General features: G+C 64.1%; 22 protein-coding genes and 2 tRNA genes. 17 read left to right on the plus strand and 7 right to left on the minus strand.

What is annotated here, in order from left to right:
* Positions 1–145 precede the first annotated feature (145 nt).
* Positions 146–222, plus strand: a tRNA-Ala gene (locus tag KAZ48_05170).
* 34 nt (positions 223–256) lie between these two features.
* On the opposite strand, the gene KAZ48_05175 is transcribed toward KAZ48_05170, so the two are convergent.
* Together KAZ48_05175 and KAZ48_05180 are read right to left on the minus strand one after the other, a co-directional pair.
* On the minus strand, positions 257–1579 hold the full coding sequence (locus tag KAZ48_05175) for an AarF/ABC1/UbiB kinase family protein (protein ID MBP7972169.1): 1323 nt from the start codon (positions 1577–1579) through the stop codon (positions 257–259).
* A 140-nt stretch (positions 1580–1719) separates the two neighbouring features.
* Entirely contained in the window at positions 1720–3237 is a 1518-nt protein-coding gene (locus KAZ48_05180; GenBank protein MBP7972170.1) for an alpha/beta hydrolase, read from the minus strand.
* A 190-nt stretch (positions 3238–3427) separates the two neighbouring features.
* On the opposite strand from KAZ48_05180, the gene KAZ48_05185 reads away from it, so the two are divergent.
* Positions 3428–4762: a DUF2254 domain-containing protein gene (locus KAZ48_05185; protein ID MBP7972171.1), complete on the plus strand. Its 1335-nt coding sequence runs from the start codon at positions 3428–3430 to the stop codon at positions 4760–4762.
* Here the strand turns inward: KAZ48_05185 and KAZ48_05190 are convergent.
* Complete coding sequence (locus KAZ48_05190; GenBank protein MBP7972172.1) at positions 4759–5076, minus strand: winged helix-turn-helix transcriptional regulator; 318 nt, start codon at positions 5074–5076, stop codon at positions 4759–4761. The genes KAZ48_05185 and KAZ48_05190 overlap by 4 nt on opposite strands.
* Before the next feature lie 131 nt (positions 5077–5207).
* Here KAZ48_05190 and KAZ48_05195 point away from each other — a divergent pair, with 131 nt between their 5' ends.
* From KAZ48_05195 to KAZ48_05210, 4 genes are all read left to right on the plus strand, one after another.
* Entirely contained in the window at positions 5208–9230 is a 4023-nt protein-coding gene (locus KAZ48_05195) for a DUF2309 family protein (protein MBP7972173.1), read from the plus strand.
* Between the two features lie 32 nt (positions 9231–9262).
* Positions 9263–10591, plus strand: coding sequence for a crotonyl-CoA carboxylase/reductase (gene ccrA, locus KAZ48_05200; GenBank protein MBP7972174.1), 1329 nt, complete (start codon positions 9263–9265; stop codon positions 10589–10591).
* Between the two features lie 56 nt (positions 10592–10647).
* Positions 10648–11037: a PPOX class F420-dependent oxidoreductase gene (locus KAZ48_05205; protein MBP7972175.1), complete on the plus strand. Its 390-nt coding sequence runs from the start codon at positions 10648–10650 to the stop codon at positions 11035–11037.
* Positions 11038–11181: 144 nt separating this feature from the next.
* Positions 11182–12216: a HoxN/HupN/NixA family nickel/cobalt transporter gene (locus tag KAZ48_05210; GenBank protein ID MBP7972176.1), complete on the plus strand. Its 1035-nt coding sequence runs from the start codon at positions 11182–11184 to the stop codon at positions 12214–12216.
* A 27-nt stretch (positions 12217–12243) separates the two neighbouring features.
* On the opposite strand, the gene KAZ48_05215 is transcribed toward KAZ48_05210, so the two are convergent.
* On the minus strand, positions 12244–13875 hold the full coding sequence (locus tag KAZ48_05215) for a phospholipid carrier-dependent glycosyltransferase (GenBank protein ID MBP7972177.1): 1632 nt from the start codon (positions 13873–13875) through the stop codon (positions 12244–12246).
* Between the two features lie 37 nt (positions 13876–13912).
* On the opposite strand from KAZ48_05215, the gene rsmI reads away from it, so the two are divergent.
* From rsmI to KAZ48_05240, 5 genes are read left to right on the plus strand one after another with little or no spacing between them, the layout of a single operon-like run.
* The gene (rsmI, locus tag KAZ48_05220; protein MBP7972178.1) at positions 13913–14782 is read left to right on the plus strand and encodes a 16S rRNA (cytidine(1402)-2'-O)-methyltransferase; all 870 of its coding nucleotides are present in this window, start codon (positions 13913–13915) and stop codon (positions 14780–14782) included.
* Between the two features lie 9 nt (positions 14783–14791).
* The gene (locus KAZ48_05225; protein ID MBP7972179.1) at positions 14792–16390 is read left to right on the plus strand and encodes a methionine--tRNA ligase; all 1599 of its coding nucleotides are present in this window, start codon (positions 14792–14794) and stop codon (positions 16388–16390) included.
* Positions 16387–17229 (plus strand): TatD family hydrolase, encoded by an 843-nt coding sequence (locus tag KAZ48_05230; GenBank protein ID MBP7972180.1) that lies wholly within the window; start codon positions 16387–16389, stop codon positions 17227–17229. The genes KAZ48_05225 and KAZ48_05230 overlap by 4 nt, the downstream gene beginning before the upstream one ends.
* Positions 17230–17242: 13 nt before the next feature.
* Complete coding sequence (gene rsmA / locus KAZ48_05235; GenBank protein ID MBP7972181.1) at positions 17243–18109, plus strand: 16S rRNA (adenine(1518)-N(6)/adenine(1519)-N(6))-dimethyltransferase RsmA; 867 nt, start codon at positions 17243–17245, stop codon at positions 18107–18109.
* Between the two features lie 9 nt (positions 18110–18118).
* Entirely contained in the window at positions 18119–19072 is a 954-nt protein-coding gene (locus tag KAZ48_05240) for a 4-(cytidine 5'-diphospho)-2-C-methyl-D-erythritol kinase (protein ID MBP7972182.1), read from the plus strand.
* A gap of 32 nt (positions 19073–19104) precedes the next feature.
* On the opposite strand, the gene KAZ48_05245 is transcribed toward KAZ48_05240, so the two are convergent.
* Positions 19105–19785 (minus strand): uracil-DNA glycosylase, encoded by a 681-nt coding sequence (locus KAZ48_05245; GenBank protein MBP7972183.1) that lies wholly within the window; start codon positions 19783–19785, stop codon positions 19105–19107.
* A gap of 7 nt (positions 19786–19792) precedes the next feature.
* A complete protein-coding gene (locus KAZ48_05250) occupies positions 19793–20389 on the minus strand; it encodes a TetR/AcrR family transcriptional regulator (protein ID MBP7972184.1) in 597 nt (198 codons plus the stop codon).
* 251 nt (positions 20390–20640) lie between these two features.
* On the opposite strand from KAZ48_05250, the gene KAZ48_05255 reads away from it, so the two are divergent.
* The 5 genes from KAZ48_05255 to KAZ48_05275 all read left to right on the plus strand — a co-directional run bounded on the left by KAZ48_05255 (position 20641) and on the right by KAZ48_05275 (position 24547).
* A tRNA-Gln gene (locus tag KAZ48_05255) sits at positions 20641–20712 on the plus strand.
* A 95-nt stretch (positions 20713–20807) separates the two neighbouring features.
* Positions 20808–22211, plus strand: coding sequence for a bifunctional UDP-N-acetylglucosamine diphosphorylase/glucosamine-1-phosphate N-acetyltransferase GlmU (gene glmU / locus KAZ48_05260; protein MBP7972185.1), 1404 nt, complete (start codon positions 20808–20810; stop codon positions 22209–22211).
* A 52-nt stretch (positions 22212–22263) separates the two neighbouring features.
* Entirely contained in the window at positions 22264–23247 is a 984-nt protein-coding gene (locus tag KAZ48_05265; protein ID MBP7972186.1) for a ribose-phosphate diphosphokinase, read from the plus strand.
* A 96-nt stretch (positions 23248–23343) separates the two neighbouring features.
* Positions 23344–23934: a 50S ribosomal protein L25 gene (locus tag KAZ48_05270; GenBank protein ID MBP7972187.1), complete on the plus strand. Its 591-nt coding sequence runs from the start codon at positions 23344–23346 to the stop codon at positions 23932–23934.
* Between the two features lie 34 nt (positions 23935–23968).
* Positions 23969–24547 (plus strand): aminoacyl-tRNA hydrolase, encoded by a 579-nt coding sequence (locus KAZ48_05275; GenBank protein ID MBP7972188.1) that lies wholly within the window; start codon positions 23969–23971, stop codon positions 24545–24547.
* 61 nt (positions 24548–24608) lie between these two features.
* On the opposite strand, the gene KAZ48_05280 is transcribed toward KAZ48_05275, so the two are convergent.
* On the minus strand, positions 24609–25163 hold the full coding sequence (locus KAZ48_05280) for a hypothetical protein (GenBank protein MBP7972189.1): 555 nt from the start codon (positions 25161–25163) through the stop codon (positions 24609–24611).
* Positions 25164–25267: 104 nt separating this feature from the next.
* Here KAZ48_05280 and KAZ48_05285 point away from each other — a divergent pair.
* Positions 25268–25991, plus strand: a 724-nt coding sequence (locus KAZ48_05285; GenBank protein MBP7972190.1) for a hypothetical protein, incomplete at its 3' end; no start/stop codon positions are given.

The following is a 25991-nucleotide window of genomic DNA, read 5'->3' on the forward strand; positions in this document are numbered from 1 at the left end:
CCGAGCTCGGCCTCGACGCCTTTGTGGACGTTCCCGCTGCGGCCGTCGATGACGACTCCCACTACTCCCACCGCCGCGCAGTCAACGACTGACCCTGCGGGGTATCCTGACGATCCCGCCTTAACCGGCGGGTCCTTGTTCGCAAGGGGCTGTGGCGCAGTCCGGTAGCGCACCTCGTTCGCATCGAGGGGGTCAGGGGTTCGAATCCCCTCAGCTCCACCAAATTCTACGCACGCCGGTACTCATTGCGGGGCTCTCAGTCCCGTGCGCTGTCGAACCCGGGCAGCAGTTCGGACAGGACTGGCCGTACCGGCAGGGTCACGTCGAGGCGGCACAGCACCCCGATCACTCCGAGCCAGACGCGCTGGGTCATCAAGTGTTCCGCTGGCAGGTTCAGCCCCATCGCGGCGGTGTAGTCAGGGTCGCGGGCTGCGTCGTTGCGGGCGAAGCACGAGCGCAACCACGACGACGAGAATGCAAAATCGTCGTGGCGGGCGGGTTCGCTAAACGGTGACATAACCGCTCGCAGGCTGTCGATGTCAACATTTCGACCTGGCCTGATCAGCCCGGCCCCAACCAGTGCCGCCTGTGCGTCGTCCGCATCGGACTCGTCGGCGAAGGCGCGCACGAGTCGACCGAAAGCCGGGGGTAGGCCGTGAGGCATCGCAACGACGGCGCCGAAGTCAACCACGCCGAGGCGACCATCTGGGGTGACCCGGAAGTTGCCGGGGTGCGGGTCGGCGTGTAACCAGCCCGCGCGTGCGGGTGCCAGCAGCGCGAACCCTTGGTACAGCGAGGCAATCCGGCGCCGTTCATCCTTGGGATCGTCGGCGACGGTTACCAGCGGGCGACCCTCCAGCCACTCACTCACCAGGACGTTGTCCGCAACGGCAACGACCTCGGGAATGCTGTATCGGCTGGACCCTGCGAAAGCTGCCGCGACTTCGCGTTGTGCGCGAGCCTCGTGGACGTAGTCGAGTTCCTCCCCGGCCCGCAGCCGCAGCTCGTCGACGACGGGTGCGGCGAGCAGACCGGGTAGGACGACCCCGGCCAGCCGCAGCGACACCGACAAGGCGCGCAGGTCGGCCAGCAGGACGTCTTTTGCGAAGGGGTATTGCACCTTGACGGCCACCTGCCTGCCGTCATGCCAGGTTCCACGGTGCACTTGGCCGATCGACGCTGCCGCCACCGCGACGGGGTCGATTTCGACCAGGGAGTCGCGCCACCGGTCGCCGAGACCCCGTCTTAGGACCGGTTCGACTTGAGTCCAGTCCAGCGGCGGATTGCTCTCTTGCAGGGTGGTCAGAGCCTCGGTCCAGGTGCGGTCAGGATCCGGTGGGAACAGCGAGTCGACCGTCGAGAGCAGCTGACCGGCCTTGAGCGCGCCACCCTTCATCCCGCCCAGCGTCGTGCGCAGGGATTCAGCGTTGCGAGCACGGGACTTGCGACGCAATTCGGCCGGATCATCGTCAAACCTGGCCCGCAGCGAGGTCAGCGATGAACGCGCGGCCAGCCCCGTGACCAGCCCCGCGATCCGGGCAGACCGAAACGCGGTCGAGCGACGCGGATTTACGAACACGCGACCAGTATGCGCCGACGGGCCGCTTGGTCTGGGCCGCCCGCTGCGACCTGCTCGGTGGAACTACCCAATGGCTGAACCTGCCTGATGATGAGGGTCTTGCCGAACCACGCGAGCCAGTGGCCCGATGCGCTCGTGACTCATGACGGTCCGTCCTGCGTGCTGCTGACGATCTCGCGCATGAGCTCGGCCAGCTTTCCGGGCTCGTCGTAGGGCGGTGTGTGTCCGGAGTGGTCGAAGTAGATGTACTCCTTGGTGGGCGCAGAGAGTTCCTTGAACCACTGCCTAGCCAGGGTTTCGCGGCCAGCGGCCTCATACCGTCCTTCCACGAGGTAGACCGGCACGTCGAGGCGGGGCACCTGGGTCCGGAAGTCGGTGTCGGCCAGCTGTGGGTAGAGCACCGCATAGGTCTCTGCGATTGCGGCCATGCCGCGCAACTGTTCGATCAGGCTGTACTCGGAGACGAACAGGCTGGCCGGGTACTCGGAGCTGGCGTGGTAATCGGCGCCGTGCTCGAAGTTCATCCACTTGGGATTCGAGGCGATCGCGACCGGGTAGTCCAGGGTGTCGTCATACGGCGGCTCGCCCATCGCCCGAAGCGTCGCGGCCGCCGCTTGGTCTCCGCGTGCCTCAGCGTCGGCGATGGATTCGGCATACATGAGCTTGTCGGTGGCGAACGGGTCGACCATCTGACCGGTCCCGATGTAGGCATGGAACAGGTCGGGAGACTGCTGCACGGCCAGAGTGCCGATGATGGTTCCCCACGAGCTGGCGACCACGTAGATCTTCTGCTCGTTGAAGCGTTCACGTAGATAGTTGGTGACGGCGAGCGTGTCTTGAACCATCTGGTCGACGGTCAGCGTCGAGGTCGGTTCGAGGGAGTCATACGACTTCCCTGTCCCACGCTGGTCCCAGGTCGCCACCACGAAGGACTTCTCAAGCTCCTCTCCAGAGTTCCGGATCCGACCGATACCGGTACCGCCCGGGCCGCCCTCAAGGTACAGCAGCACTGGCGCATCGGCCGAGACTCCGCGAAGCATGATCGCCTGATCGTGCCCGTTAATCGGGACGTCTACGAGTTCGGCGATACTGCCCTGAATGGCAGCGCCGTCGGCACCCACGATGGGTGCGGTGGAGGCCGGGCGCAGCAGGCCGGCGAACAGCGCGACCACGGCGACGGTCGCCGTCCCGAGCAGGATGCGGCGCACCCACAGCCAGCGACGTGGCTGCGGGTTACTCATCCGGTAACGGCGTACCAGCGCAGCGCCGTAGCTCGCACCCACCGCCATCGGCAGCAGGATGAGCACTGCATCGACACCGCGGCCTGCGACCAACGCCATCACGCCGTAGATACCGTCGAGTCGCACAGCATCAACGGTCGGGCCGGCGACGCGCATCCGGGCCAGTTCGAAAATGATCACAAAAACCGCCGGTGCCAGCGCGATTGCCCATCGCGATCGCAGCAGCCAGCCCGTCCCTGCGCCCACCAGCAGTGCCACGAGCAAAGCTGTGACCGCCTGCGTAGTGGTCACCGGGCCGCGGGGGATCAACCACCCTGCGAGGAGACCGGCCAGCGCGGCGGGTAATGCGGCCACCAACCACCGACCTGCCTTGCGTGCCAGTGAAGGCCCCGCGTCGTCAGCGAGTCGGGTCTGCATGTCAATTCCTCCGCATCTGTCGGAGAAGCTGTCCGTTCCCATGCTAAGGAATCGTCCGGAATCCAGACAGGGTCGAAGGTCCTCGGGGTGGGCCCGCAGCCGTGCCGACCAGGCTTGGCGGCGAACTGTGGCGGGAATCGGCGGGCATCAGGCAAGCCCCAACGGGGGCGCGAATCGCTAGCATCGGTGGATGAACTGGATTGTGCGCCTTCGTGAACGGTTCTGGGCCGTGCCAGCTCTGTTGTGTCTGGCGGGGGTGATCCTCGCCGAGGTTATGGTGACGATCGACCAGCACTTCCGGTTCGATCAGGGGTCATTCGGGGGGGCGTTCTTCCGGGCGAGCGCATCCGGTGGCCAGAATTTGTTGACGGCCATTGCCAGTTCACTGTTGACGGTCACGGCGACAACCTTCTCCATCACGATCGCGGTGCTGGCGCTGACGTCGTCCACCTATGGCCCACGGCTGATCCGCAACTTCATGACCGATCGCGGTAACCAGGTGGTACTGGGCGCGTTCCTCGGATCGTTCCTCTACGCCCTGTTGGTGCTCCGCTCGGTTCGCGCGGGAGGAGACTCGGCAATCACCGACCAGTTTGTCCCGCAGCTCTCGATGAATGTGGCTGTGGTGTTGATGGTCATCGACATCGCGTTGCTGGTTTACTTCATCAACCACATCAGCGAATCAATCCAGATCGGCACCTTGTCCGGGCGGCTCCGGGCGGAGTTCATCCGAAGCGCCACGCACCTCTACCCCGAGCAAGGCGTGGATAGGGCAGACCTGCCTGACGACGCCCCACCGACCCCTGTGCTCGACGAATCGGACTGTGATCGCATCCAGGCAAAGTCTGCGGGCTACGTCCTGTACGTCAATCTGGACAAGGTAATCGCCGTTGCCGATGAGGCGGACGCGGTAATTGTCCTGTCGGTGCGACCGGGTGAACACGTGATCGATGGTGACACGCTCGCGCTGGCGCAGCCCGCCGATGCCCTGTCAGAGTCTCAACGGAAGGACGTCGAGAAAGCCATCTCCGTGGGCCCGGAACGCACACCCAACCAAGACATCGAGCATGCGCTGCAACAGTCGTCCGAGATGGCCATCCGCGCGATATCACCCGGCGTGAACGACCCGATCACCGCGCAGAACTCTCTCGATGATCTGACCGCTGGTTTGGCGCTGATGGCCAGCAAAGCGCCGCCGTCTATGCAACGGTTCAACGAGGCTGGCCACCTGCGCGTCATCGCGCCCCGCGTGGATGTCGGCGATCTGATCGCCAACCTGTTTGCCGATCTACGTGCGTATGCAACCAGGGCGCCGGGTGTCATGCGGCGCGCGTTGCAACTGGCTACCAAGGTGGGGGATTGCGCGGTGGATGGGGCGGTCCGTCTTCAGCTAGCGCAGGAGGTTGATCAGTTGGTGGAGGCCTACGCCCATGCCCAGCCGCCCGACGCGGAGTTGGCTGCGTTCCGGCACCTGGCCCAGGAGACAGCCGCCGGTTTGCGCGGCCAACAGAGCGACCCGAACTAGCGGTCGAAGATCTGCAGAAGTTCGCCGACCGATCGGTTGGATTCCTCCGGGTGCCGGAATGCCAGTTCCGGGTGGATGCGGTAGCGATTGCGGCGCCCCCGTTTGATCTTGGTGACGTAGCCGTCGGCCTCGAGTTCGGTGAGGATCCCCTGGGCGGCTCGCTCAGTGATGCCAACCCGAGCTGCTACATCGCGGATCCGGGCGTCTGGATCACGGCTGAGGCACACCAAAACGTGACCGTGATTGGTCAGAAACGTCCAGGTTCGGCTCGGCGTCGGTCCTTGAACCGGCTGTGTCGCCGGGTTGTCGGCCATCCTGGTCTCCGTTCGCGATTGGTTGCGTGGGTCAGCCTAGCGGTGCAAGCCTGTGTAACCAGAAGTCTGAAATGGGAAAGAACAAGCCGGATGTACAACACCGGAAATAGAAAACATGTATAGTGCCACGTATGTCGATATTGAAGTGGGCACGTTCCAGTGCCGTCGTCTTGTTCGCACTCGCTGTCCTCACGGGGGTCGCACTCCTATTCACAGAACCCCTGCAGGTTGGATTCAACGTCACGCCCGGGATTGACATCGGCCTACGGTTCGATGTCCTCAGCGTGATCCTGCTTGCCTTCGTGGCGTCCATTTGTTGGCTCGTCGCCACCTACTCGATCCGCAATCTGGCCGGACAGGAACGTATCGGCCGATTCGGCGCCTTGCTTATGACGGCAACGGCATCCCTCGCGCTGCTTGTGACAGGGGCGAGCCTGCCGGTCATTGCGCTTGGGTGGACCGTCAGCGGCTGGGTACTCAGTCGACTAGTGCTGCACACCAACAACGATCGTTCCCGTCGGGCTGCGGGCCTGGTCGCTCGACGGATGCTGCTTTCCGATGCGCTGTTGTGGGTCGGAGTCGTTGTCGCGATCGCGTTGCTGCCGACCGTCAACCGAGCTGAGTTCACCAGCGTCGACTTCACTGCCGGATCGGCAACGGTGGTGGCGCTCCTACTAGCGGCCGCAGCGATCGTGCGGTCCGGACTCTTCCCGCTGCAAGGCTGGCTGCCCGAGACCGCCGAGGCGCCCTCACCGGTCTCGGCTTTCCTGCACGCCGGGATTGTCAACGGTGCCGGAATACTCGGGGCTTTGGCCTGGCCACTGTTTCGCGCGGCACCGGCAGTGCTGCTCGGCCTGGTCCTCGTTGGCATTGCCTCGGTCGCGATCGGTACCTGGGCCGCGCGGGTTCGCTCGGACGTCAAGGGTCAACTCGCCTGCTCGACGACGGCACAGATGGGGTACATGACCATCCAGCTCGGCGTTGGACTGCCTGCGGCAGCGATCGCCCACCTGATTGCGCACGGGTACTACAAGGCGTGGCTCTTCCTGCGTGCTGGTGGTGCCGTGACACGTGCCCGCTCCCGTTCCCGCGTGGCGGTCACTAGGTCGCGCAAAACGGACGCAGTAGCAGTGGGAGTTTCGGCCATCACGGTGGCAATCGGTGCGGCCATTGCTGCTCCGGCGGCGGTATGGTCCGTCTCGTCGCTGGGCAGCACGGCGCTGTTGCCGCTTCTCCTTGCTCTGGCGACTGCCGTCGTCGGTGTGGTCGCCGTCCTTCGCTCGGCGAGGTCCTCGGCCCTGGTGGTCGCGATGGTTGCTGGAGCAGCCGGACTGGCCGTCGGCACCTATCAGTGGTTGCTGTTCGGCTGGGAAGGGCTGCTCGCAAGCTCAATCCCGCTCGGTGCCGCCTGGTCCAGTGCCGTCGGAATCCTGCTACTCGCGGTGGTCGCGCTGGCCGCGATCGGCATCGCGATTGGTGCTCAATGGATAACCTCGCGACCCGCTGGCGTGCTGGCGGTAAGGGTCGGGGCCACTGCGCTCGCCCCGCACACCCGCAAGTGGATCGGGGTGGCGGCCTGGCCGACGACCGCTGCCAGCGATCGAACCTCGGCCGAACAGTCATCAGTCATTGCCATCGACACCGTCCAGGCACTGGTCGAGGCGACCGCGGCGGTGTGTGCTCCCAACTGGCCGCTGCGGACGTTCGTCGCCGCAAACCCGATGGCGCCTTTCGAGCGGTTCCCGTTTCCCGAGGCTGCTCGCATTGCCGGCCAGCGGTATGGGGCCAACGCCTACCTACCGTTGCCGTCCTACGCGGCTCTGCACGCCAGCGGCCGTATCAGCGAGGCATCACTTCAGCAAGCCGTGAACGACCATCGGGCTGCTCGCGGTGAGTCGACCGGTGCGGTGCCTGACCCAGCTCTGGTCGCGCAGTTGATTGCGCGCGCGGCGGCAAGTGGCCGGGCAGCATCAGCCCAGCGCGAACCAACGCGTACTCGCCTCGTGGATGGACTTTCGGTGCGCTCGTCGGGGGCTGCCCTAGGCGACCTCGTTGCCGAGCACGCGGCGATTTGGTGCCAGCGCGCCTGGGCCGCTGCCCAAGCCGGCGAGACCGACCCATTTCGGCTGTGGCGCACTGCCGCAGCGACTCCGGCGTATGACCGCGCCGTTGGAGTTCGGGGTGTCAGCGAGCTCGTCGCGCAACTGCCGACCGATCCAGCGGCGGCATTGGTGGTGTTGCTGGACAAGACGGGCTTGCCCGCCAACTGCCTTTTCGACTACGTCTGCGACCTCCTCCTAGCTGGACCTGGCTGGGCCGCACACGCGCACTGGCGTGGGCGTGAGGCTGGGACCAACGACGCGTTGGTATCGCTGATTGCCCTGCGCTGTGCTCTGGATGTGTTTGTTGCTGGGACTGCGGCAGGGGGATCCGCGCGCCTGGATCAGCACCATCCGCATGGCGCGGAATCGCTGATCGAACCAGACTCGCTCACTCCGATGACTGATTGGATGGACGACGCTCAGATCTGGCAAGCAGCCCTTGAATCGACCTATCGCAACGAGCTGGTCTCGCAACTGCGCGGTCAAGTCGATCGCGCCAGCGGGGCCCAACATGGCGACGCCACCGGACGGCCGGACGCACAGCTGATGTTCTGCATCGACGTGCGATCGGAGCGATTCCGTCGGGCAATCGAGTCGACTTCCGGTGACTACCGAACATTCGGCTTCGCTGGATTCTTCGGTGCGGCGCTGCAGTACCAGCCCGAACCTGGGATCAGCTTCGACCAATGCCCGGTGCTGATCAAGCCGTCGCATGTGATTCGTGGGAACGGCGCATCCGTCGATTCCTTCCGATCCACGGTCCGCACTGCTGTGCTTGCGACCACTAGCGCGCCAGTCACTCCGCTGCTGGTCGCTGAGGCGGCAGGCCTGCTCTCCGGTGTTGCGAGCCTGTGCCAAACGGTGCTGCCGCGGCGCTGGAATCACCTCATGACCCAGTGGGGCGCGGTTACGGATCGCTGGGGTTCCCAACCGCTCACCGAAAGTCGAGGGACCCAAGCCGACGAGTCCGGACTCCCGATCGGGCTCGACACGGACGCGAGAGTGGCGCTGGCTGCTGGTGCGCTGGGCGCCATTGGTCTGGTCGACTCGTTCGCGCCCTTGATCGTCGTGTGTGCCCACGCCGCAACCACCGAGAACAATGCATTTGCGGCCGGTTACGACTGCGGCGCGTGCGGCGGCAACGGTGGTCACGTCAACGCACGGACGTTGGTGGACGCAATCAACGATCGCGAGGTTCGTCGTCGCTTGGCGGATCAGGGAATCCAGATCCCGGACGACACGGTTGCAATCGCCGCAGCCCACAACACCACCACTGATGTGGTTGAGCTCGATCCGGCGTACGTCCCGAACCCTCAGCACCGTGAGCAGGTCGCCCGGCTAGTGCGGGACTTGGGTGCAGCGCGTGAGTCGGCTTTGGTCGAGAGACTCCCCTTGCTGCCCCATTCGCAGACGCCTGGCCGGACCGTCAGTGCTCGCGCCGCGAGCGTCGAACGGCGGGCGCTGGACTGGTCACAGCCATTCCCCGAGTGGGGTTTGGCCGGCAACGCCGCATTTGTCATCGGACCGCGGGCGCTCACCAGCAACCTGGATCTGGCCGGCCGGGTGTTCCTGCACTCGTACAACCCGGACCTGGACCCGAACAACGACATCCTCGCCACCTTGCTGACAGCACCGGCAGTGGTCACCCAGTGGATCAACAGTCAGTACTACTTCTCGAGCGTCGACCCGCAACGGTTCGGCGCTGGCGACAAAACCACACACAACGTCGTCGGTGATGTCGGGGTTGTCTCCGGCGCTCATGGTGACCTGAAACTGGGACTCCCATGGCAAGCGGCATTCTCGGCTGATCCTCGATACAACGAGGGCACAGGTATGCATGAGCCGCTGCGGCTGCTGATCGTCGCTTGGGCCAGTCCCGCCGCCGTTAGCTCTGTCATCGCCGATCATGCGAACTTGCAGGACCTGTTCGCCAATGGTTGGGCATCACTGGCCGCAATCGATCCACCCACCGGGCAGGTCTGGCGGCTGACACCGTCGCTGCAGTGGCGGCCGTGGGTCGAGTCCAACGACGCGGCGGCGGTGATCTCATGAGTTCGGCCATGTCGGCAATCGCAGATGCGATTATGACGGCTGAACACAGACACCAGCAGGATGTAGTCGGCCACTTCCAGAGCCTTCCGATCCCGAGCGACTACATGGGTGTGACCGTTCACGCCAGCGACGCCAATATGTTCGACGGCATTCCCGACCGGGAACGCGACCCGCGCAAGTCGCTGCACGTCGAGCAGGTGCCAACCCCGGAGGTCGGGCCCGGCGAGGCACTGATCGCGGTCATGGCAAGTTCGATGAACTTCAACACGGTTTGGGCTTCAATCTTCGCGCCAGTATCGACTTTCCATTTCCTCAAGCGCTACGGCAGGTACTCGGAGTTGACGGCCAAGCATGACCGGCCCTATCACGTGCTGGGTTCTGACTTGGCTGGTGTTGTGCTGCGGGTCGGCGCGGGAGTCACGGTTTGGCAGCCCGGCGATCGGGTGGTCGCCCACTGTCTGAGTGTGGAGCTGGAGAGTCCACAGGGTCACGACGACTCGTTGCTGGATCCCGACCAGCGCACCTGGGGATTCGAGACCAACTTCGGTGGTCTCGCCGAGTTGGCACTGGTAAAGGCCAACCAGTTGCTGGCAAAGCCGGAGCACCTCACATGGGAAGAGTCCGCCAGCGTGGGGTTGGTGAACTCCACGGCGTATCGCCAGCTCGTCTCGCGCAATGGTGCTGGCATGAAGCAGGGCGACAACGTATTGATCTGGGGTGCCAGCGGCGGGATCGGGTCGTTCGCCACTCAATATGCGCTCAACGGTGGCGCCCAACCAATCTGCGTTGTGTCCAGCCCGGAGAAGGCCGAGATCTGCCGCAGCATGGGAGCCGAGTTGGTTATTGATCGCTCGGCCGACGGTTACCGTTTCTGGAGCGATCCGCACACACAGGACTACCGCGAGATCAAGCGGTTCGGCACGCACCTGCGCGAGCTCACCGGAGGTGAGGACCCAGACATTGTGTTTGAGCATCCGGGTCGTGAGACCTTCGGAGCCAGTGTCTATGTGGCGCGCAAGGGAGGGACCATCGTCACGTGCGCGTCGTCGAGCGGCTACACGCACGAGTTCGACAATCGCTACCTCTGGATGAATCTCAAACGCGTCGTAGGGTCGCACTTCGCCAACTACCGCGAGTCCTACGAGGCCAATCGACTAGTCAGCAAGGGTGCGATTCACCCGACCCTTTCCCGCACGTACAACCTGCTGGACACACCGGAGGCGGCATACGTGGTTCACAGCAACGCCCACCAGGGCAAGGTCGGAGTCCTGTGCCTTGCCCCCAGTTCCGGGCTGGGAGTCCGCAACCCCGAATTGCGCGACACACATTTGCCCGCCATCACTCGTTTCGCGAGCCTCTGATCGAGAGCGCTGGCTTCGGACGGATCACTTTCCCACGAGGGAAGTAGGCTGACCACATGAACGAACTCGACCGCCTCAGCGAGAGTAAATACATCTCCATCAGCACCACCCGCAAGAATGGAGAGAAGATCGCGACCCCGGTCTGGGTCACCCGCGAAGGGAACGCCCTCTACGTCATTACTGGTGCGGACTCCGGCAAGGTCAAGCGGATTCGTAACAACCCGCACGTCGAAGTCGCACCCTGCGACGCTCGCGGACGACTCAAGGGTGACGTTGTGGCGGGCACAGTCGAAATCCTCGACGCGGACGGCACCGAAGAGGTCCGCTCGCGGGTGTCAAAACGCTTTGGCCTCATGTACAAGGTGCTCACGCTCATGGAGAAGGTCCGCGGATCCGGTGATGGTCGGGTCGGCCTCAAGATCACCGTCGACTCGCGCAGTTCGTAGCGCACCACCGGGTTTGTGCCCCACTGGTAATTGCGAACCGTTTGCATCTAGGATCGCCGGGTGGCTGTCAACACCGCGCCCACGAGCGCACCGAGTAGCAAGAAGTGGGCAATCGGGCGACCCCAATGGATCTCGATCATTGGGATGGGCGCGTTCATCCTGCTGCTCAACTTGGTCGGCTGGGGAGTGCTCATCCTCATGGTGGCACCACAGAATCTGAGCCTCGGATCAAGCGGAGCGCTGGGCATCGGTATCGGAATCACCGCCTTCACGCTCGGAATGCGCCATGCCTTCGACGCGGACCACATCGCCGCGATTGACAACACCACCCGCAAACTCATGTCCGACGGGCAGAAGCCAGTTTCCGTGGGTTTCTGGTTCTCGCTTGGTCATTCCTCGATCGTGTTCGGCCTGTGTTTGTTGTTGAGCTTCGGAGTTCGAGCGCTCGTCGGTCAGGTCGAAGACGAGGGCTCATCCCTGCAGACGACGCTGGGCTTGGTTGGCACGTTGGTCAGTGGCGTCTTCCTGCTGCTGATCGGCATCATCAACCTGTTCGTCTTGCGTCAGATCGTCAGTGTGTTCCGTCGGATGCGTGCCGGTGAATTCAACGAAGCCGAACTTGAGGAGCACCTGAACAACCGCGGGTTCATCAATCGCTTCGTCGGCAAGATCACCAAGGCGGTGACGAAGCCATGGCAGATGTATCCGATCGGGTTGCTCTTCGGACTCGGCTTCGACACCGCAACGGAGATCTCGTTGTTGGTTCTGGCCGGTGGAGCGGCCGCGTTTGCGCTGCCCTGGTACGCGATCCTGTGCCTGCCGATTCTGTTCGCCGCAGGGATGTCGCTGCTGGACACAATCGACGGTTGTTTCATGAATTTCGCCTACGGCTGGGCGTTTTCGCAGCCTGTTCGCAAGGTCTACTACAACATGACCGTGACGGCCCTGTCGGTGTTCGTCGCGTTGGTCATCGGCGGCATCGAAATCCTCGGTCTCGTTGCGGAGAAGCTCAACATCGCCTCCGGCCCGCTGGCGTTCATCGGCAGCATCGACCTCAACTGGGTCGGGTTTGTGATCGTTGGCGTGTTCGTGGTGACCTGGCTGATCGCGCTGGCGGTGTATCGGTTCGGAAGGATCGAAGAGAAGTGGTCGGTCGCTCTACAGGATGCCGACGCCTAGGTCAGTTCGGTCGCTCGACGGGGGTCCTCAGACCCAGGTCGGGAACCACATCCGCAACGCCCAGTCGGCGTGCGGAATCGGGCCGGCGGTCCAGAGCGGATAGAAGATCCAGGCAACCGCGACAGCAGCAATCAGAATCGTTCCAATCCCCATCGCGCCGTAGATCCGGCGATTGCCCGCTGCTTTGGCCGGACCGAGGATCGAACCCAGAGTCAAGGCCACGGCCATCACGATGAACGGCTCAAAGACAATCGAGTAGAAGCTGAACACGGTGCGTTCCTGGAAGAACAACCACGGCAGCCACCCCGCGAGGAAGCCGCAGAGCACGGCCCCGGCCCGCCAATCGCGACGACCGACCCAGCGCCACGCCTGATGGATCAGCGCCACCACTCCGGTCCACCAGATGATCGGGTTACCAAGCGCGAGGACCTCCTGTGCGCACTTGTCCGTACCGCAAACCCCGGTCGGGCTTTCGTAGAAGAACGAGGTTGGCCGGGCTTGCAACGGCCAGCCCCAGGGGTTGGCCGAGTAGGAGTGCGGCGTGGTCAGGTTCGTGTGAAAGTTCCACGCCTCGACGTGGTAGTGCCACAACGAACGCAAGGCCTCCGGGATGAAGGGGTAGTCAGTACCCACCCCCGCAGCCCAGTTTCGATCCCAACCACCGGAACTGAGTAACCAGCCAGACCAAGTCGCGATGTAGACAACGAGTGCCGAGCCGACTATCGAGGCGAAGGCCGGCAGCGCATCACGGAGCAGCACCGCGCGCCATGGCCTGGCAACCCCGGCGGCCCGACGTGCACCCACGTCCCACAACACCGTCAGCAGTCCGAAGGCGACGACGTAATAGAGCCCGCTCCATTTCACCCCGCAGGCCAGACCCAAGCTGACTCCCGCAGCAATCCGCCACGGGCGCAGACCCAAGCCCGGACCGAGCTTGGCCAGGCGACCCGACAACATGACGCCGGGTGTGATCGGTTGATCGTCGAGCAGCTTGGCCATTCGCCGACGCGATCGGTCGCGGTCGATGAGCAGGCAGCCGAACGCGACCAGCACAAAGAACATCAGCGAGATGTCCAACAGTGCGGTCCGGCCCATGACGATGCTCAGACCGTCGATGGCGACCAGCAGACCGGCGAGCGTTCCGAACAGGTTGGACCGAGTCAGTCGCCGAGTGATCCGCGCAACGAGCAGGACACTGAGGATGCTCAGCACGGCGGTTCCGATTCGCCAACCGAACGGCGTCACTCCGAACAGTTGCTCGCCGGTGGCGATGACCCACTTGCCGACGGGAGGATGAACGACGAATGATGCCTGGTCTGTGAATAGCCCGGTCAGCGATGACGGATCACCGTTGGACGCGAGCAACTGCTTGTCGGCACCCTCAACTGCTTGTCGCTCATACCCGAACAGCAGCAGGCTCAGGGCGTCTTTGACGTAGTAGGTCTCGTCGAAGACGACCGCCACTGGCCGACCCAAATCGTTGAGGCGAAGCACCGCCGCCAACAGCGTCACCGCGATGGGTCCGAGCCAGCCGAACCAGCCACCCCGCGGCATCGGTGGCGTCAGTCGTGCGCGCAGCGAAGGTGCAGCAACGCAGTCGGCAACGTCGATCTCGACAGTCGGTGAACCCGGGGTCGGGTCTGCTGTCGCCACACTCACCGCGCCATCGTAGGCAGTCCGCGTGCTGATTGCGCTGATGCCTGCTAGAACTGCAGACGTGGCTGATGTTGGACGGGTTGTTCTCGCGGCAACTCCGTTGGGCGATCCGCGTGACGCTTCGGCGCATCTGCGCGAGTTGCTGACTGAGGCCGATGTGATTGCCGCCGAGGACACCCGGCGATTCCGGCGGCTGGCCAGTGACCTGGAGGTGATTTTCACGGCCAAGTTGGTGTCGTTCTACGAGTCGGTTGAGCAGTCCAAGGTGGCCGGCCTCATCGAATCGGCGCGTGCTGGCGCGTTAGTCGTGGTGGTCAGTGATGCGGGGATGCCGATCGTCAGTGACCCGGGCTACCGGTTGGTGCAGGCCTGCATCGACGCCGAGATTCCGCTGACGGTGGCTCCGGGCCCTTCGGCCGTGACAACTGCGTTGGCGCTGTCCGGCCTGCCTAGTGATCGGTTCTGCTTTGAGGGCTTCCTTCCTCGCAAGACCGGCGAACGCGATCGGCGCCTGTGGTCATTGGTGGCAGAACAACGAACGATGGTCTTCTTTGAGGCGCCGCATCGGATCACTGAGACGCTGGCAGCCATGGAACGTGCCTTCGGCGCGAATCGACGTGCCGCGGTCTGCCGGGAACTGACCAAGACCTATGAGCAGGTGACCCGCTCGGGGTTGGCGGACTTGGTCCAGTGGTCACGCGAGGGCGTCCGTGGCGAGATCAGCATCGTGGTCGAAGGTGCTGATTCGAATCCGGCCGAAGTCAGCGATGCCGACCTGGTCGAAGCCGTCGCGGACCTGATGGCAGCGGGGCTCGACAAGCGCACGGCGACCGCCCAAGTGGCCGTCACAACCGGTCAACAGAAACGCCGGGTCTATAACGCCGTGCTCGCAGCCAAGCCGACTCCGTAGGATCGAGCCATGGCCAAGACGTACTACGTGACCACTCCGATCTATTACGTCAATGACGCCCCCCACATTGGCCACGCCTACACCACGGTTTCCGGTGACGTTTTGACCCGCTGGCACCGCCAACGCGGCGAGACCGCTTGGTACCTCACCGGCACTGACGAGCACGGGACCAAGGTCGAGCGGACCGCGCGGGAGAACGGCGTCGAGCCCCAGGAATGGTGCGACAAGTTGGTCGCCACGGAATGGAAGCCGGTGTTGGAGACCCTCGATGTCGCCAACGATGACTTCATCCGCACGACCTCCCAGCGCCACCACGATGGTGTCCAACGGTTCTGGGAGCGGTTGCGGGAGAATGACTACGTCTACGAGAGCAACTTTGAGGGCCCGTACTGCGTGGGTTGCGAGGAGTTCAAACTCCCCGGTGATCTGGTGGACGGTAAGGGCAAGCACGCCGGTGACAAGGTGTGTCCCATCCACGGCACCCCCGTCGAAATGCTCAGTGAGCGCAACTGGTTCTTCAAACTCGAATCGTTCACCGACCGGCTGCTCGAGCACTATGCGCGTCACCCAGAGGCGGTCCAACCCCGCAGTGCGCACAACGAGGTCGTGTCGTTCATCAAGCAGGGCCTACGCGACATCTCGATGAGCCGCGCAGTGCATAACGTCTCATGGGGAATCCCGTTGCCATGGGACGACGAGCAGGTCGTGTACGTCTGGTTCGATGCGCTGCTCAACTACATCACCGCCATCGGATACGGCGCCCGCGAGGACTCCCCGGAGGCCGAACAGTTCGCTCGGACATGGCCTGCCAACGTCCACCTTGTCGGCAAGGACATCCTGCGGTTTCACGCCGTGTTCTGGCCCGCGATGTTGATGGCCGCCGACCTGCCCCTGCCGGACACCGTTTTTGCCCACGGCTGGTTGTTGGTGGGTGGCGAGAAGATGAGCAAGTCGAAACTGACCGGGATCTCACCTGACCAGATCATCGACCAGTTCGGCTCCGATGCGTTCCGCTACTACTTCCTTCGGTCGATCCAATTCGGTCAGGACGGGTCGTTCTCCTGGGAGGAAATGAACGCCCGCTACACCGCGGAGTTGGCCAACGGACTCGGCAACTTGGCCTCCCGCGCGACCGCGATGGTCGGCAAGTACTGCGACGGGGTGCTGCCCGAACCTGCCACCTACGCCAATGTCGATCTGGCGCTGCAGGACCAGATGGTTGCAACCATGGAGATCGCTGACGCCGCAATGGTCCGGATGGACTTCTCAACCGGCATCGTCGCGATCAAGAGCTTTGTGGACGCCGTCAACGTCTACGTCACCGAGCAGGAGCCCTGGAAGTTGGCCAGGGATTCGGCCAACAATCCTCGCTTGCACACCGTCCTCTACGTCATGTGCGAGGCGTTGCGGGCGATCGCGGTGCTCTACAACCCCGTCATGCCAAAGTCGATGTTCGCGCTATGGGGTCGCCTCGGTGCCGCCCCACATCTGGGCGACTTGGACAAGGCGACCGTTGCAACGGCGGGCCGGTGGGGACAGCTCCCACCAGGTGCTGTCATCACAAAAGGTGAGGCGTTGTTCCCGCGGGTGGAAGAGCCCACCGAGTGAGCACCCGAACGCCGCCACCGGCACCGGAGCCATTGCCCGGCCCGTTGGTTGACTCGCATTGCCACTTGGACATCTGCGCTGCCGATGGTGGACCAAGCGTCGAACATGCCATGGCTCAGGCGCGGGAGGTGGGCATCACCAAAGTGGTGCAGGTCGGCTGTGATGTGCCCTCGTCCCGGTGGGCAGCCGACATCGCCGCGGCCAACGACGACATCTGGGCAGCGGTGGCACTGCACCCGAACGAGGCGCCGCGGCTTGCGGCCAACGAAGGTCCGGCGGCGCTTGCGGCAGCATGGACCGTCATCGACGAGCTCGCTGATCTGCCAGCCGTTCGCGCGATCGGCGAGACCGGAATGGACTTCTTCCGTACTGGTGAAGAGGGCCGCGCCATCCAAGAGGAATCCTTCCGGCGGCACATCCAGATCGCCCAACGCGTTGGCAAAACACTGGTAGTCCACGATCGCGATTCGCACGACGACGTCATCCGAATTCTGGACGACGAGGGTTCCCCGGAAACCGTCGTGCTGCACTGCTTCAGCGGCGATGCTGACTTCGCCAAGGCGGCAGCACGTCGTGGCTGGTACTGCTCGTTCGCGGGCGTGGTGACGTTCAAGAATGCCGTCGACTTGCGCGCGGCCCTGGTCGAGGTCCCGGCCGACCGATTGCTGGTCGAGACCGATGCCCCCTTCCTCACGCCAGTTCCTTACCGCGGCAAACCCAACGGGCCCTACTTGGTGCCGCTGACGGTGCGGGCGATGGCCGAGGTTCGTGGTGAGCCACTCGACGAGCTCATCGCGACGATCTGGGATAACTCCGAACGCGCATTCGGCCCACTGTGACCGGCAGGCCCCGATGAGTGGTGACGGTTTGCTCGGGCCCGCGCAGATCAGGTCGCTGGCCGCTGAGTTGGACTTGGTACCGAGCAAACGACACGGCCAGAACTTCGTCATTGACCCGAACACCGTGCGCCGTATTGTCCGGCTGGCCGAACTCTCGCCTGGCGACGGGACGCTGGAAGTGGGCCCGGGATTGGGCTCGCTGACCCTGGGTTTGCTTGGCGCGTGTGCCAGCGTCACCGCGATTGAGATCGAACCCAGCCTCGCTGCGCGACTGCCGCGCACAGTCGCCGAACAGCTGCCTGCGGCCGTCGGGCGGCTGACGGTGGTGGCCGACGATGCGTTGCGGGTCCCGATGCCCCTGCCAGGCCCCGAGCCGACTGCACTCGTCGCGAACCTTCCCTACAACGTGTCGGTACCGGTCCTGCTCCGGTTGCTCGCGGATGTTCCTTCGATCGGCCACGGGCTCGTCATGGTCCAGTCCGAGGTCGCCGACCGCCTCGTTGCCAGGGAAGGATCGCGGGTTTACGGCGTCCCGAGCGTCAAGATGCAGTGGTTCGGCGAAGTCAGCCGGGCTGGTTCGGTAGGGCCGAAGGTCTTCTGGCCGGAGCCGCGAGTGGAATCCGGGTTGGTCCGCTTCGTCCGCCACGATCCGCCGGCCAGCGAGGTCGGACGAGCCGAAGTGTTCGCGTGTATCGATGCGGCGTTTTCACAGCGTCGCAAGGCACTGCGGTCGGCCCTTGCGGATTGGGCTGGCGGGCGCATGCAGTCCGACGCGATCCTGGCCCATGCCGCCGTCGATCCAGGGTTACGTGGCGAAGCTCTCACCCTTGCGGCATTTGTCAGGATCGCCGACTCGCGCGCGGCCCTGCAGCCCACATAGCATCGGGATATGCCTCCCGTAGTCCGATCCGTGACAGTGCGGGTCCCGGCCAAGGTCAACCTGCAATTGGCGGTGGGACCGCGCCGAGTGGACGGCTATCACGATGTAGCAACCGTCTTCCATGCGGTTGGGATTTTTGACGAGGTGACGGCCTCGGACGGCATTCCCGGCTCGGGGATCACGCTCTCAATGATCGGTGAGGGAGTGGAAGCTATCCCACTCGGTGAGGAGAACCTCGCCTGGCAAGCGGCGAAGGCACTGGCCGAATACGCCGACGTTGCCCTCGATGTGGTGCTGAAGGTGGAGAAGAACATCCCGATTGCCGGTGGAATGGCGGGTGGGTCGGCCGATGCTGCGGCGACCCTGGTTGCTTGTGATGCCCTCTGGCGATCTGGTCTGGGGCGCGAGGAACTCGATGTGCTCGCGGCACGCCTCGGTGCCGACGTCACCTTTGCCCTGCACGGCGGAACGGCTATTGGAACGGGCCGCGGTGAACTGCTGACGCCAGCGTTGATCAGCGGTCAGTACAACTGGGTCTTTGCCATCGCCAATGAGGGCATGTCGACTGCGGCCGTCTACGCCCAATGTGATCGGTTGCGGGAGGGCCGCGACCTGACCGAACCGGTCGTCTCCGAGGCCCTGATGACAGCCCTTCGGCGAGGCGACGCTGATGCGGTTGGCCGGTGCTTGTCCAACGACCTGCAGTCGGCGGCGATCTCGCTGCGACCGGAACTTGAGTTGATCCTGGAAACGGGGCGGTCGTACGGCGCGTTGGGCGCGATCGTTTCCGGCAGTGGCCCTACGTGCGCATTCCTTGCCCGCGACGACGAGCAAGCACTCGACGTCGCGGTGGCACTGAGTGCCTCGGGCTTGTGCTCGTCGGTGCAGCGAGCCCACGGACCTGTCCACGGTGCCCGCATCGTCGAATCAGTTTCGACCGGAACGCTGCTGCGGGGCGTCTGATCAGCTAGCCGATGCGCGAGGCGTCGGCAAGATCAGGTCGGCAGTGACCAATCGATCGGTTCGGCCCCTTGGCTCGCCAGCAGCTCGTTGACCCTGCTGAAGGGTCGGCTGCCGAAGAAACCCCGGTCGGCGGACATCGGACTGGGGTGGGCAGAGGAAACAACCGGGACCTCGCCAAGGAGCGGTTGCGCGGTCTGGGCGTCTTTGCCCCACATGACCGCCACCAGCGGAGTCGAACGTCGGGCCAACGCGCTGATCGCCTGCGCGGTGACGGCCTCCCACCCCTTGCCGCGGTGTGATCCGGAGTTGCCTGCCTGAACCGTGAGGACTCGGTTGAGCAACATGACGCCCCGGTCGGCCCAAGCCCGTAGGTCACCATTGCCGGGGCGGGCAATTCCGAGGTCGCTGTGAAGTTCGCGGAAGATGTTCCCCAGGCTGCGCGGGATCGGCGTGACGTCCGGTCGCACCGAGAAGGACAACCCCATCGGATGGCCGGGCGTTGGGTACGGATCTTGGCCCACGATCAGGACTCGCACGTCAGTGAACGGTCGCTGGAACGCTGCGAAGATGTCCGGCCCCGACGGCAGGTATGGGCGGCCGGCCGCGACCTCAGCCCGCAGGAAGTCGCCCATGGCCGAGATGTCGGCAGCCACCGGGGTAAGTGCCTGTGCCCAGCCAGGATCCATGAGGTCGATCAATGGGCGTGCGGTCACAGTTGCGTCAAGGTCCCTGGACCGGATCAGGCTTGTGATCGAGCTTGGACAGCCCGTTCCAGGCGAGATTCACCAGGTGTGCAGCAACCTCTTCCTTCTTCGGTTTGCGAACATCGACCCACCATTGGCCGGTGAGGCCGACCATCCCCACCAGCATCTGCGCGTACATCGGTGCCCACTTCTTGGGGTATCCGCGGTCGTTGAACTGCTTGGCCAACGTTCCCTCAACCTTGTCCGCGATGTCCTGAATCGAACTCGCGAAGCTACCTGGCACCATCCCCGGCGGCGAGTCGCGGACCAGGATTCGGAACCCATCAGTCGAGGTTTCGATGTAGGTCAGCATTGCCAGCGCCGCCGATTCGAGCATCTCCCGTGGATTGTCTCCACCCATGGAGCTGTTGATGGTGCTGATCATCAGCGTCACCTCGCGGTCGACGATGACGGCATACAGGCCCTCTTTGCCACCGAAGTGCTCGTACACCACGGGCTTGGAGACGCCTGCCTTCGCGGCGATTTCCTCCACGCTGACTGCCTCAAAACCCTTGCTCGCGAACAGTTTGCGGCCAACAGCAACAAGTTGCTCCCGGCGTTCGGAGCCAGACATCCGTACCCGTGGCCTGACCGGTGGTCCGGTGGGTTCCCCGATCGAGCCCGGTTCGGCTGCTGTAGGTGTCGTCACGAGACGACAGTCTGCCCTGTCTGACGCGGCCGTGTTGCCCCGGAGCACGGACGCGGGTCGTCGGGGCACCCGCTGCCCCCTGCGGGCGCGCGAATAGTTGCGGTGGGCTTCCGGGCGCTGACCCACCGACCTATCCGGGCGCGCCCTAAGATGTGCGAGATCGAGTGGGAAGACAGTCCCCGTTGGTGTAATCGGCAACACAGCGGCCTTTGGAGCCGTTATTCGAGGTTCGAGTCCTCGGCGGGGAGCGCGGGATAGTGTCGGCGACGTGACTGAAACACTCGCTGCGAATCAGTTAGCTCCCGGACTCGTCGTCGTGCTCGCCGCCGGCGCGGGCACCCGAATGCGGTCTGCCACCGCCAAAGTGCTGCACCCCGTGTTGGGAAAGCCGATGCTCGGCCACGTGCTCGATGCGGTCGCCGAGACCGACCCAGGGATCGTCGCCGTCGTGGTCGGCCACCAACGCGAGCGGGTCGAGCAGTACGTCGCTGCGCAGTACCCGCAGGCTGTCATCGCAGTCCAAGACGAGCAGCACGGAACCGGCCACGCGGTTGCGTGCGCGCTGGCCGCCCTTGCCGCCGACGGGATCCAGATTCCGGCGGGTCCACTGGTCGTACTCGCTGGCGACACCCCGCTACTCACGGGCGACACGGTGCAAGCGCTCGTTGCCAGTCACACCGAGGCGGGTGCAGCCGTCACTGTGTTGTCTGCGATCGTGTCCGACCCCACTGGGTACGGCCGCATTGTGCGCGACGTCGATGGCACGGTCGCCGCCATTGTCGAGCAGCGCGACGCCACCCCTGCCGAACTGGCCATTGACGAGATCAACAGCGGAATGTTTGCCTTTGAACCAGCGGTCCTGACCGATGCGTTGACGCGGCTGACCACTGACAATTCCCAGGGTGAGCAGTATCTGACCGACGTGCTGGGGATCGCCCACTCCGATGGCCGCACGATCGGCTTCAGCCTGGCCCCCGGCGTGGACAACCCAGAGGTCCACGGCATCAACGACCGGGCCCAGCTTGCCGAAGCGAGCGCGATGTTGCGGGACCGGGTCAACTCCGCCCACCTGCGCGCTGGTGTCACGATTGTGGATCCGGCCACGACCTGGATCGAGGTCGGCGCCGCGTTGGAACCTGATTGCGTCATCGAGCGCAACACCAGCATTGACGCCGGCAGCTCGGTAGCCGCCGGTGCGGTGGTAGGACCGGACACGACTTTGATCGCGACGACGGTTGCCAGTGGTGGGCAGGTGCTGAAGAGCCATTGCGACGGCGCGGACATCGGTCAGAATGCCAATGTTGGTCCGTATAGCTATCTGCGACCGGGCGCAATCCTCGGCGAGGCCACCAAGGTCGGTGCGTACGTCGAGGTCAAGAAATCGACGATCGGACGCGGTAGCAAAGTGCCCCACCTGTCCTACGTCGGCGACGCGGAGATCGGCGAGGGAAGCAACATCGGCGCTGCGACGATATTTGCCAATTACGACGGCGTCGCCAAACACCGCACGAGCGTCGGCAACCATGTGCGCGTGGGCAGCGACACCATGCTGGTCGCACCCGTGACGGTCGGCGACGGCGCCTACACCGGTGCCGGATCTGTGGTCACCGAGGACGTGCCGGCGGGCGCGATTGCGGTCGGTCGATCCAGACAAGTCAACATCGAAGGCTGGGTTGGCAGGCGTCGCCCGGGCACGGAGTCGGCCAAGGCGGCTGCGGCGGCGCAAGATTCCGGGCAAAATGACTGATCTGCTGACCGACCCGAGTCAGGTCAGTCTCAATGGTTGGGAGACACTAACAATCGTGAACGCGGTGACACGTACCCCCGAAAGTCGGTTGATGCTATTCGGTGGGAGGTCCCACCCAGAGTTGGCGAACGCGGTGGCAGCCCAACTCGACACCGAAATCACGCCTATGAGCGCCTATGACTTCGCCAATGGCGAGATCTTCGTCCGCTTCCACGAGAGCGTCCGTGGCTGCGACGCCTACGTGATTCAGAGCCACTGCGAGAACATCAATACCGCCGTCATGGAGCAACTGATCATGGTCGATGCGCTCAAGCGTGCGTCGGCGGAACGGATCACCGTGATTGCCCCGTTCTACGGATATGCCCGCCAAGACAAGAAGCATCGGGGCCGCGAGCCCATTACCGCCCGGCTCATGGCGGACCTGTTCAAGGCCGCCGGTGCCCACCGACTCATGGCCGTCGACCTGCACACCTCGCAGATTCAGGGTTTCTTCGACGGCCCGGTCGACCACCTCTTCGCGTTGCCGATCCTGGCCGAGTACGTCGCGAGTCGGGTGGATCAAGACCGCATCACTGTCGTCTCACCAGACGCCGGTCGCGTCCGAGTCGCCGAGCGATGGACCGACGTGCTCAATGCCCCATTGGCGATCATCCACAAGCGGCGCGACCCCGACGTCGCCAACGAGGTCAAGGTCTTCGAGGTCGTCGGCGATGTCGAGGATCGAGTCTGCGTCCTGGTCGATGACATGATCGACACCGGCGGAACCATCACCAAGGCCGCTGACACCCTTTTTGATCAAGGCGCGTCGGAAGTGATCGTTGCTGCTACCCACGGTGTCCTCAGCGATCCAGCGACTGAGCGGATCAAGAATTCGCGGATTACCGAGGTCGTGGTCACCGACACCTTGCCGATCCCGAGTGAGCGCCGAATCGACAAGCTGACGGTCCTGCCGGTGGCGCCGATGATCGCCCAGGCAATCCACGAGGTCTTCACCGATGGTTCGGTGACGAGCCTCTTTGGCTCGGCGCACGGGTAGCCAGGTACTCTTTCAGGAGAGCATTCGCTCACCAACAGGCGAGGGCGTAGCGGGTTCGCCGCAGGCGCCGTTATCGACGACAGGAATACATCACTCATGTCCACCGTAAAAATTGACGCAGCCATCCGTTCCGATTTCGGCAAAGGGGCTGCTCGTCAGCTTCGTCGCCACGGTCGTATCCCTGCCGTTGTCTACGGCGGTGACATCGAGGTTCAGCACGTATCGCTGCCCGATCACGATCTGATGATGGCGCTCAAGCGTGCCCAGGTCATTCTCGAGATTGACCTCGACGGCAAGGCCACCAACGTTGCTCCCCGCCAAGTCCAGAAGGACCCCGTCCGTCAGGTCATCGAGCACGTCGACCTCGTTGTCCTCAGCGCCCAAGAAGTGCGCGAGCGCCTAGTCGTGGGCCAAGCTGTCGCGGCAGCCGAGGCACGTGCAGCTGAGGAAGAGCTCGACCCGGTCACGGTCACCATCGCGATGCGTGAGTTGCTCGACGAGGGCGTTGAGGTCGACGACGCAATCAACCAGGCCGTCGAGCAGGTCAAGGAAGAGCTCGCGGCGCAGGCAGCTGCCGCGGCCGCAGCCGCTGCGGCTGAAGACGCTGCCGCCGAGGCTGAGGCCGAGAGTGGCGAGGAAGCGTCCGCCGAGGCCGGTGCCGGCGACGAGGATTCCTCCGAGGAGTAGACGCTCGGAACTTGCTGGTTAGTCGACGATCCTCATGACGGACAAGCCGTGGCTCATCGTCGGCCTAGGCAATCCCGGCGACAAGTACTCCGATACTCGCCACAACATCGGGTACATGGTGGTTGAGGTATTGGCCGCTCGGATGGGAACCAAACTCAGCCGTCATCGCCGTGCCAATGCCGATGCCGCCGAGGGACAACTCAATGGGCACCGCGCGGTGTTGCTCAGATCGCGCAGCTACATGAACGAGTCGGGCGGGCCGGTCAAAGCCGCCGCCGACTATTCCCGGATCTCGGCTGACCGGATCGTTGTTGTCCAAGACGAGATCGACATCCCTTTCGGTGCACTGCGAACCAAGTTCGGTGGCGGCGACGGTGGTCACAATGGGCTGAGATCGATTCGCTCATCCCTGGGAACTGGGGACTTCTACCGGGTCAGGGTCGGCGTCGATCGGCCGCCCGGCCGTCAGGAAGCGGCCGACTACGTCCTGCGCGCCTTCAAGGGTGCCGAGCGCAAAGCACTGCCGGAGGTCATCGACCGTGCCGCCGACGCGGTGGAGAGCCTGATCGTCGACGGGCTGTCAGTGGCGCAGAACAACCACAACAGCCCTTGAGCCGTCCACCCTGAGACGCTTTCCGATCCGCCTGACGATTTTCCCCGCAGCCCGCTCACCGTCAGAATGCGAATGCCAGGAAGTGGTACTGCTTCCCATCGGCTTCGAAGGCTGCTAGCGGCGTTGCCCCTAATTTGGTGGTCGTGGTGTGCAACGACTGGGGGTTATCGGCAGCGACAAACAGCACGCCGACGTCAAAGCGTTCGCGGTACACCTCGCGGGTGAGCGAATTGAACTGGGCATAGAGCCCACGCCCGCGGGCAGCCCGATCTATTAACACCGGACCGCGGATCGCGAAGCGCTGCTGCGCGATGGGGCTTCCGTTGAATTCGACAGTCGTAGCGAGCTCCAGGATGGCTCGGACAATGGGCGATGAAACCTGGTCCAGATGTGCGGGAGGGGGCGTCATAGCGATGAAGCCCGTGACAACGCCAGCGTCAGTGACCGCGACGTGCAACCCGGCGCAGTCCACTGCCCCGCTGAACCACTCCTGCGGATGAAGAATGGAAATGAAGCCAGCGGCCTGCTCGGACGGATCGAGATTGCCGACGTAGTAGCGGGCTTCCAGCGCCGTCACTGCCGGAACGTCCTGGCGGGTTGCCAACCTGATCTCCATGTCGGACGTCAACCTAGTTCATCGCCCCAGCGAACGAGGCTTCTCCGTTCGGCTTAATCGAGTCTGTGATCGATTCCGGGACCCGACCCAAGTAACGTCGAACCGTGACCCAGCCCAGCGCCGAACTATCCGACATCGAACTCGCCGCCTCCGTCGCTTCCCAGGCAGGCGCCCTGCTGATGGAGTTGCGCGAGTCGTTCGGACCTGTCGCACCGGACGACTTGGTCCGGCGCAAGCAACTCAAAGACGAGGCCGATCGCGAGTCGCACCTGTTCATCAGCAAGGTGCTGCACGCTGCTCGACCAAGCGACGCGGTTCTGTCCGAAGAGGGCGTCGATGCCACGGAACGCGACTCCGCGCAACGCGTCTGGATCGTCGATCCGCTGGACGGAACTTCCGAGTACGGACAGGGCCGCACCGACTGTGCCGTGCACGTCGCCCTGTGGGACCGCGCAGCTACCACCCCGGAGAAGCTCGTCGCCGGCGTGGTCGATATGGCTGCCGAGGGATATGCGCTGACGACCGCCGACACCGAGCTTCCGAACATCGCGGTACCGACTGACCGTCCAATTCGCATCGTGGTGTCCCGGTCCCGGCCACCGGAGATGACAGCCGAGCGCCTCGACCACATTTCGGCCGCGCTGTCAGACGCAGGAGTAACTACCCAAGGGGTAGAGGTCTACAACGTTGGTTCGGTTGGAGCAAAAGTCGCCGAAGTGCTCGCGCGGCGAGCCGATGCCTACGTCCACGACACCGGCTTCTACGAGTGGGATGTCGCCGCACCGTTGGCTGTGGCGCAGCACTACGGCCTGGCTGCCGACCACATTG

Source organism: Candidatus Nanopelagicales bacterium (genome assembly GCA_018003655.1).
Taxonomy (GTDB): domain Bacteria; phylum Actinomycetota; class Actinomycetes; order S36-B12; family UBA10799; genus JAGNDY01.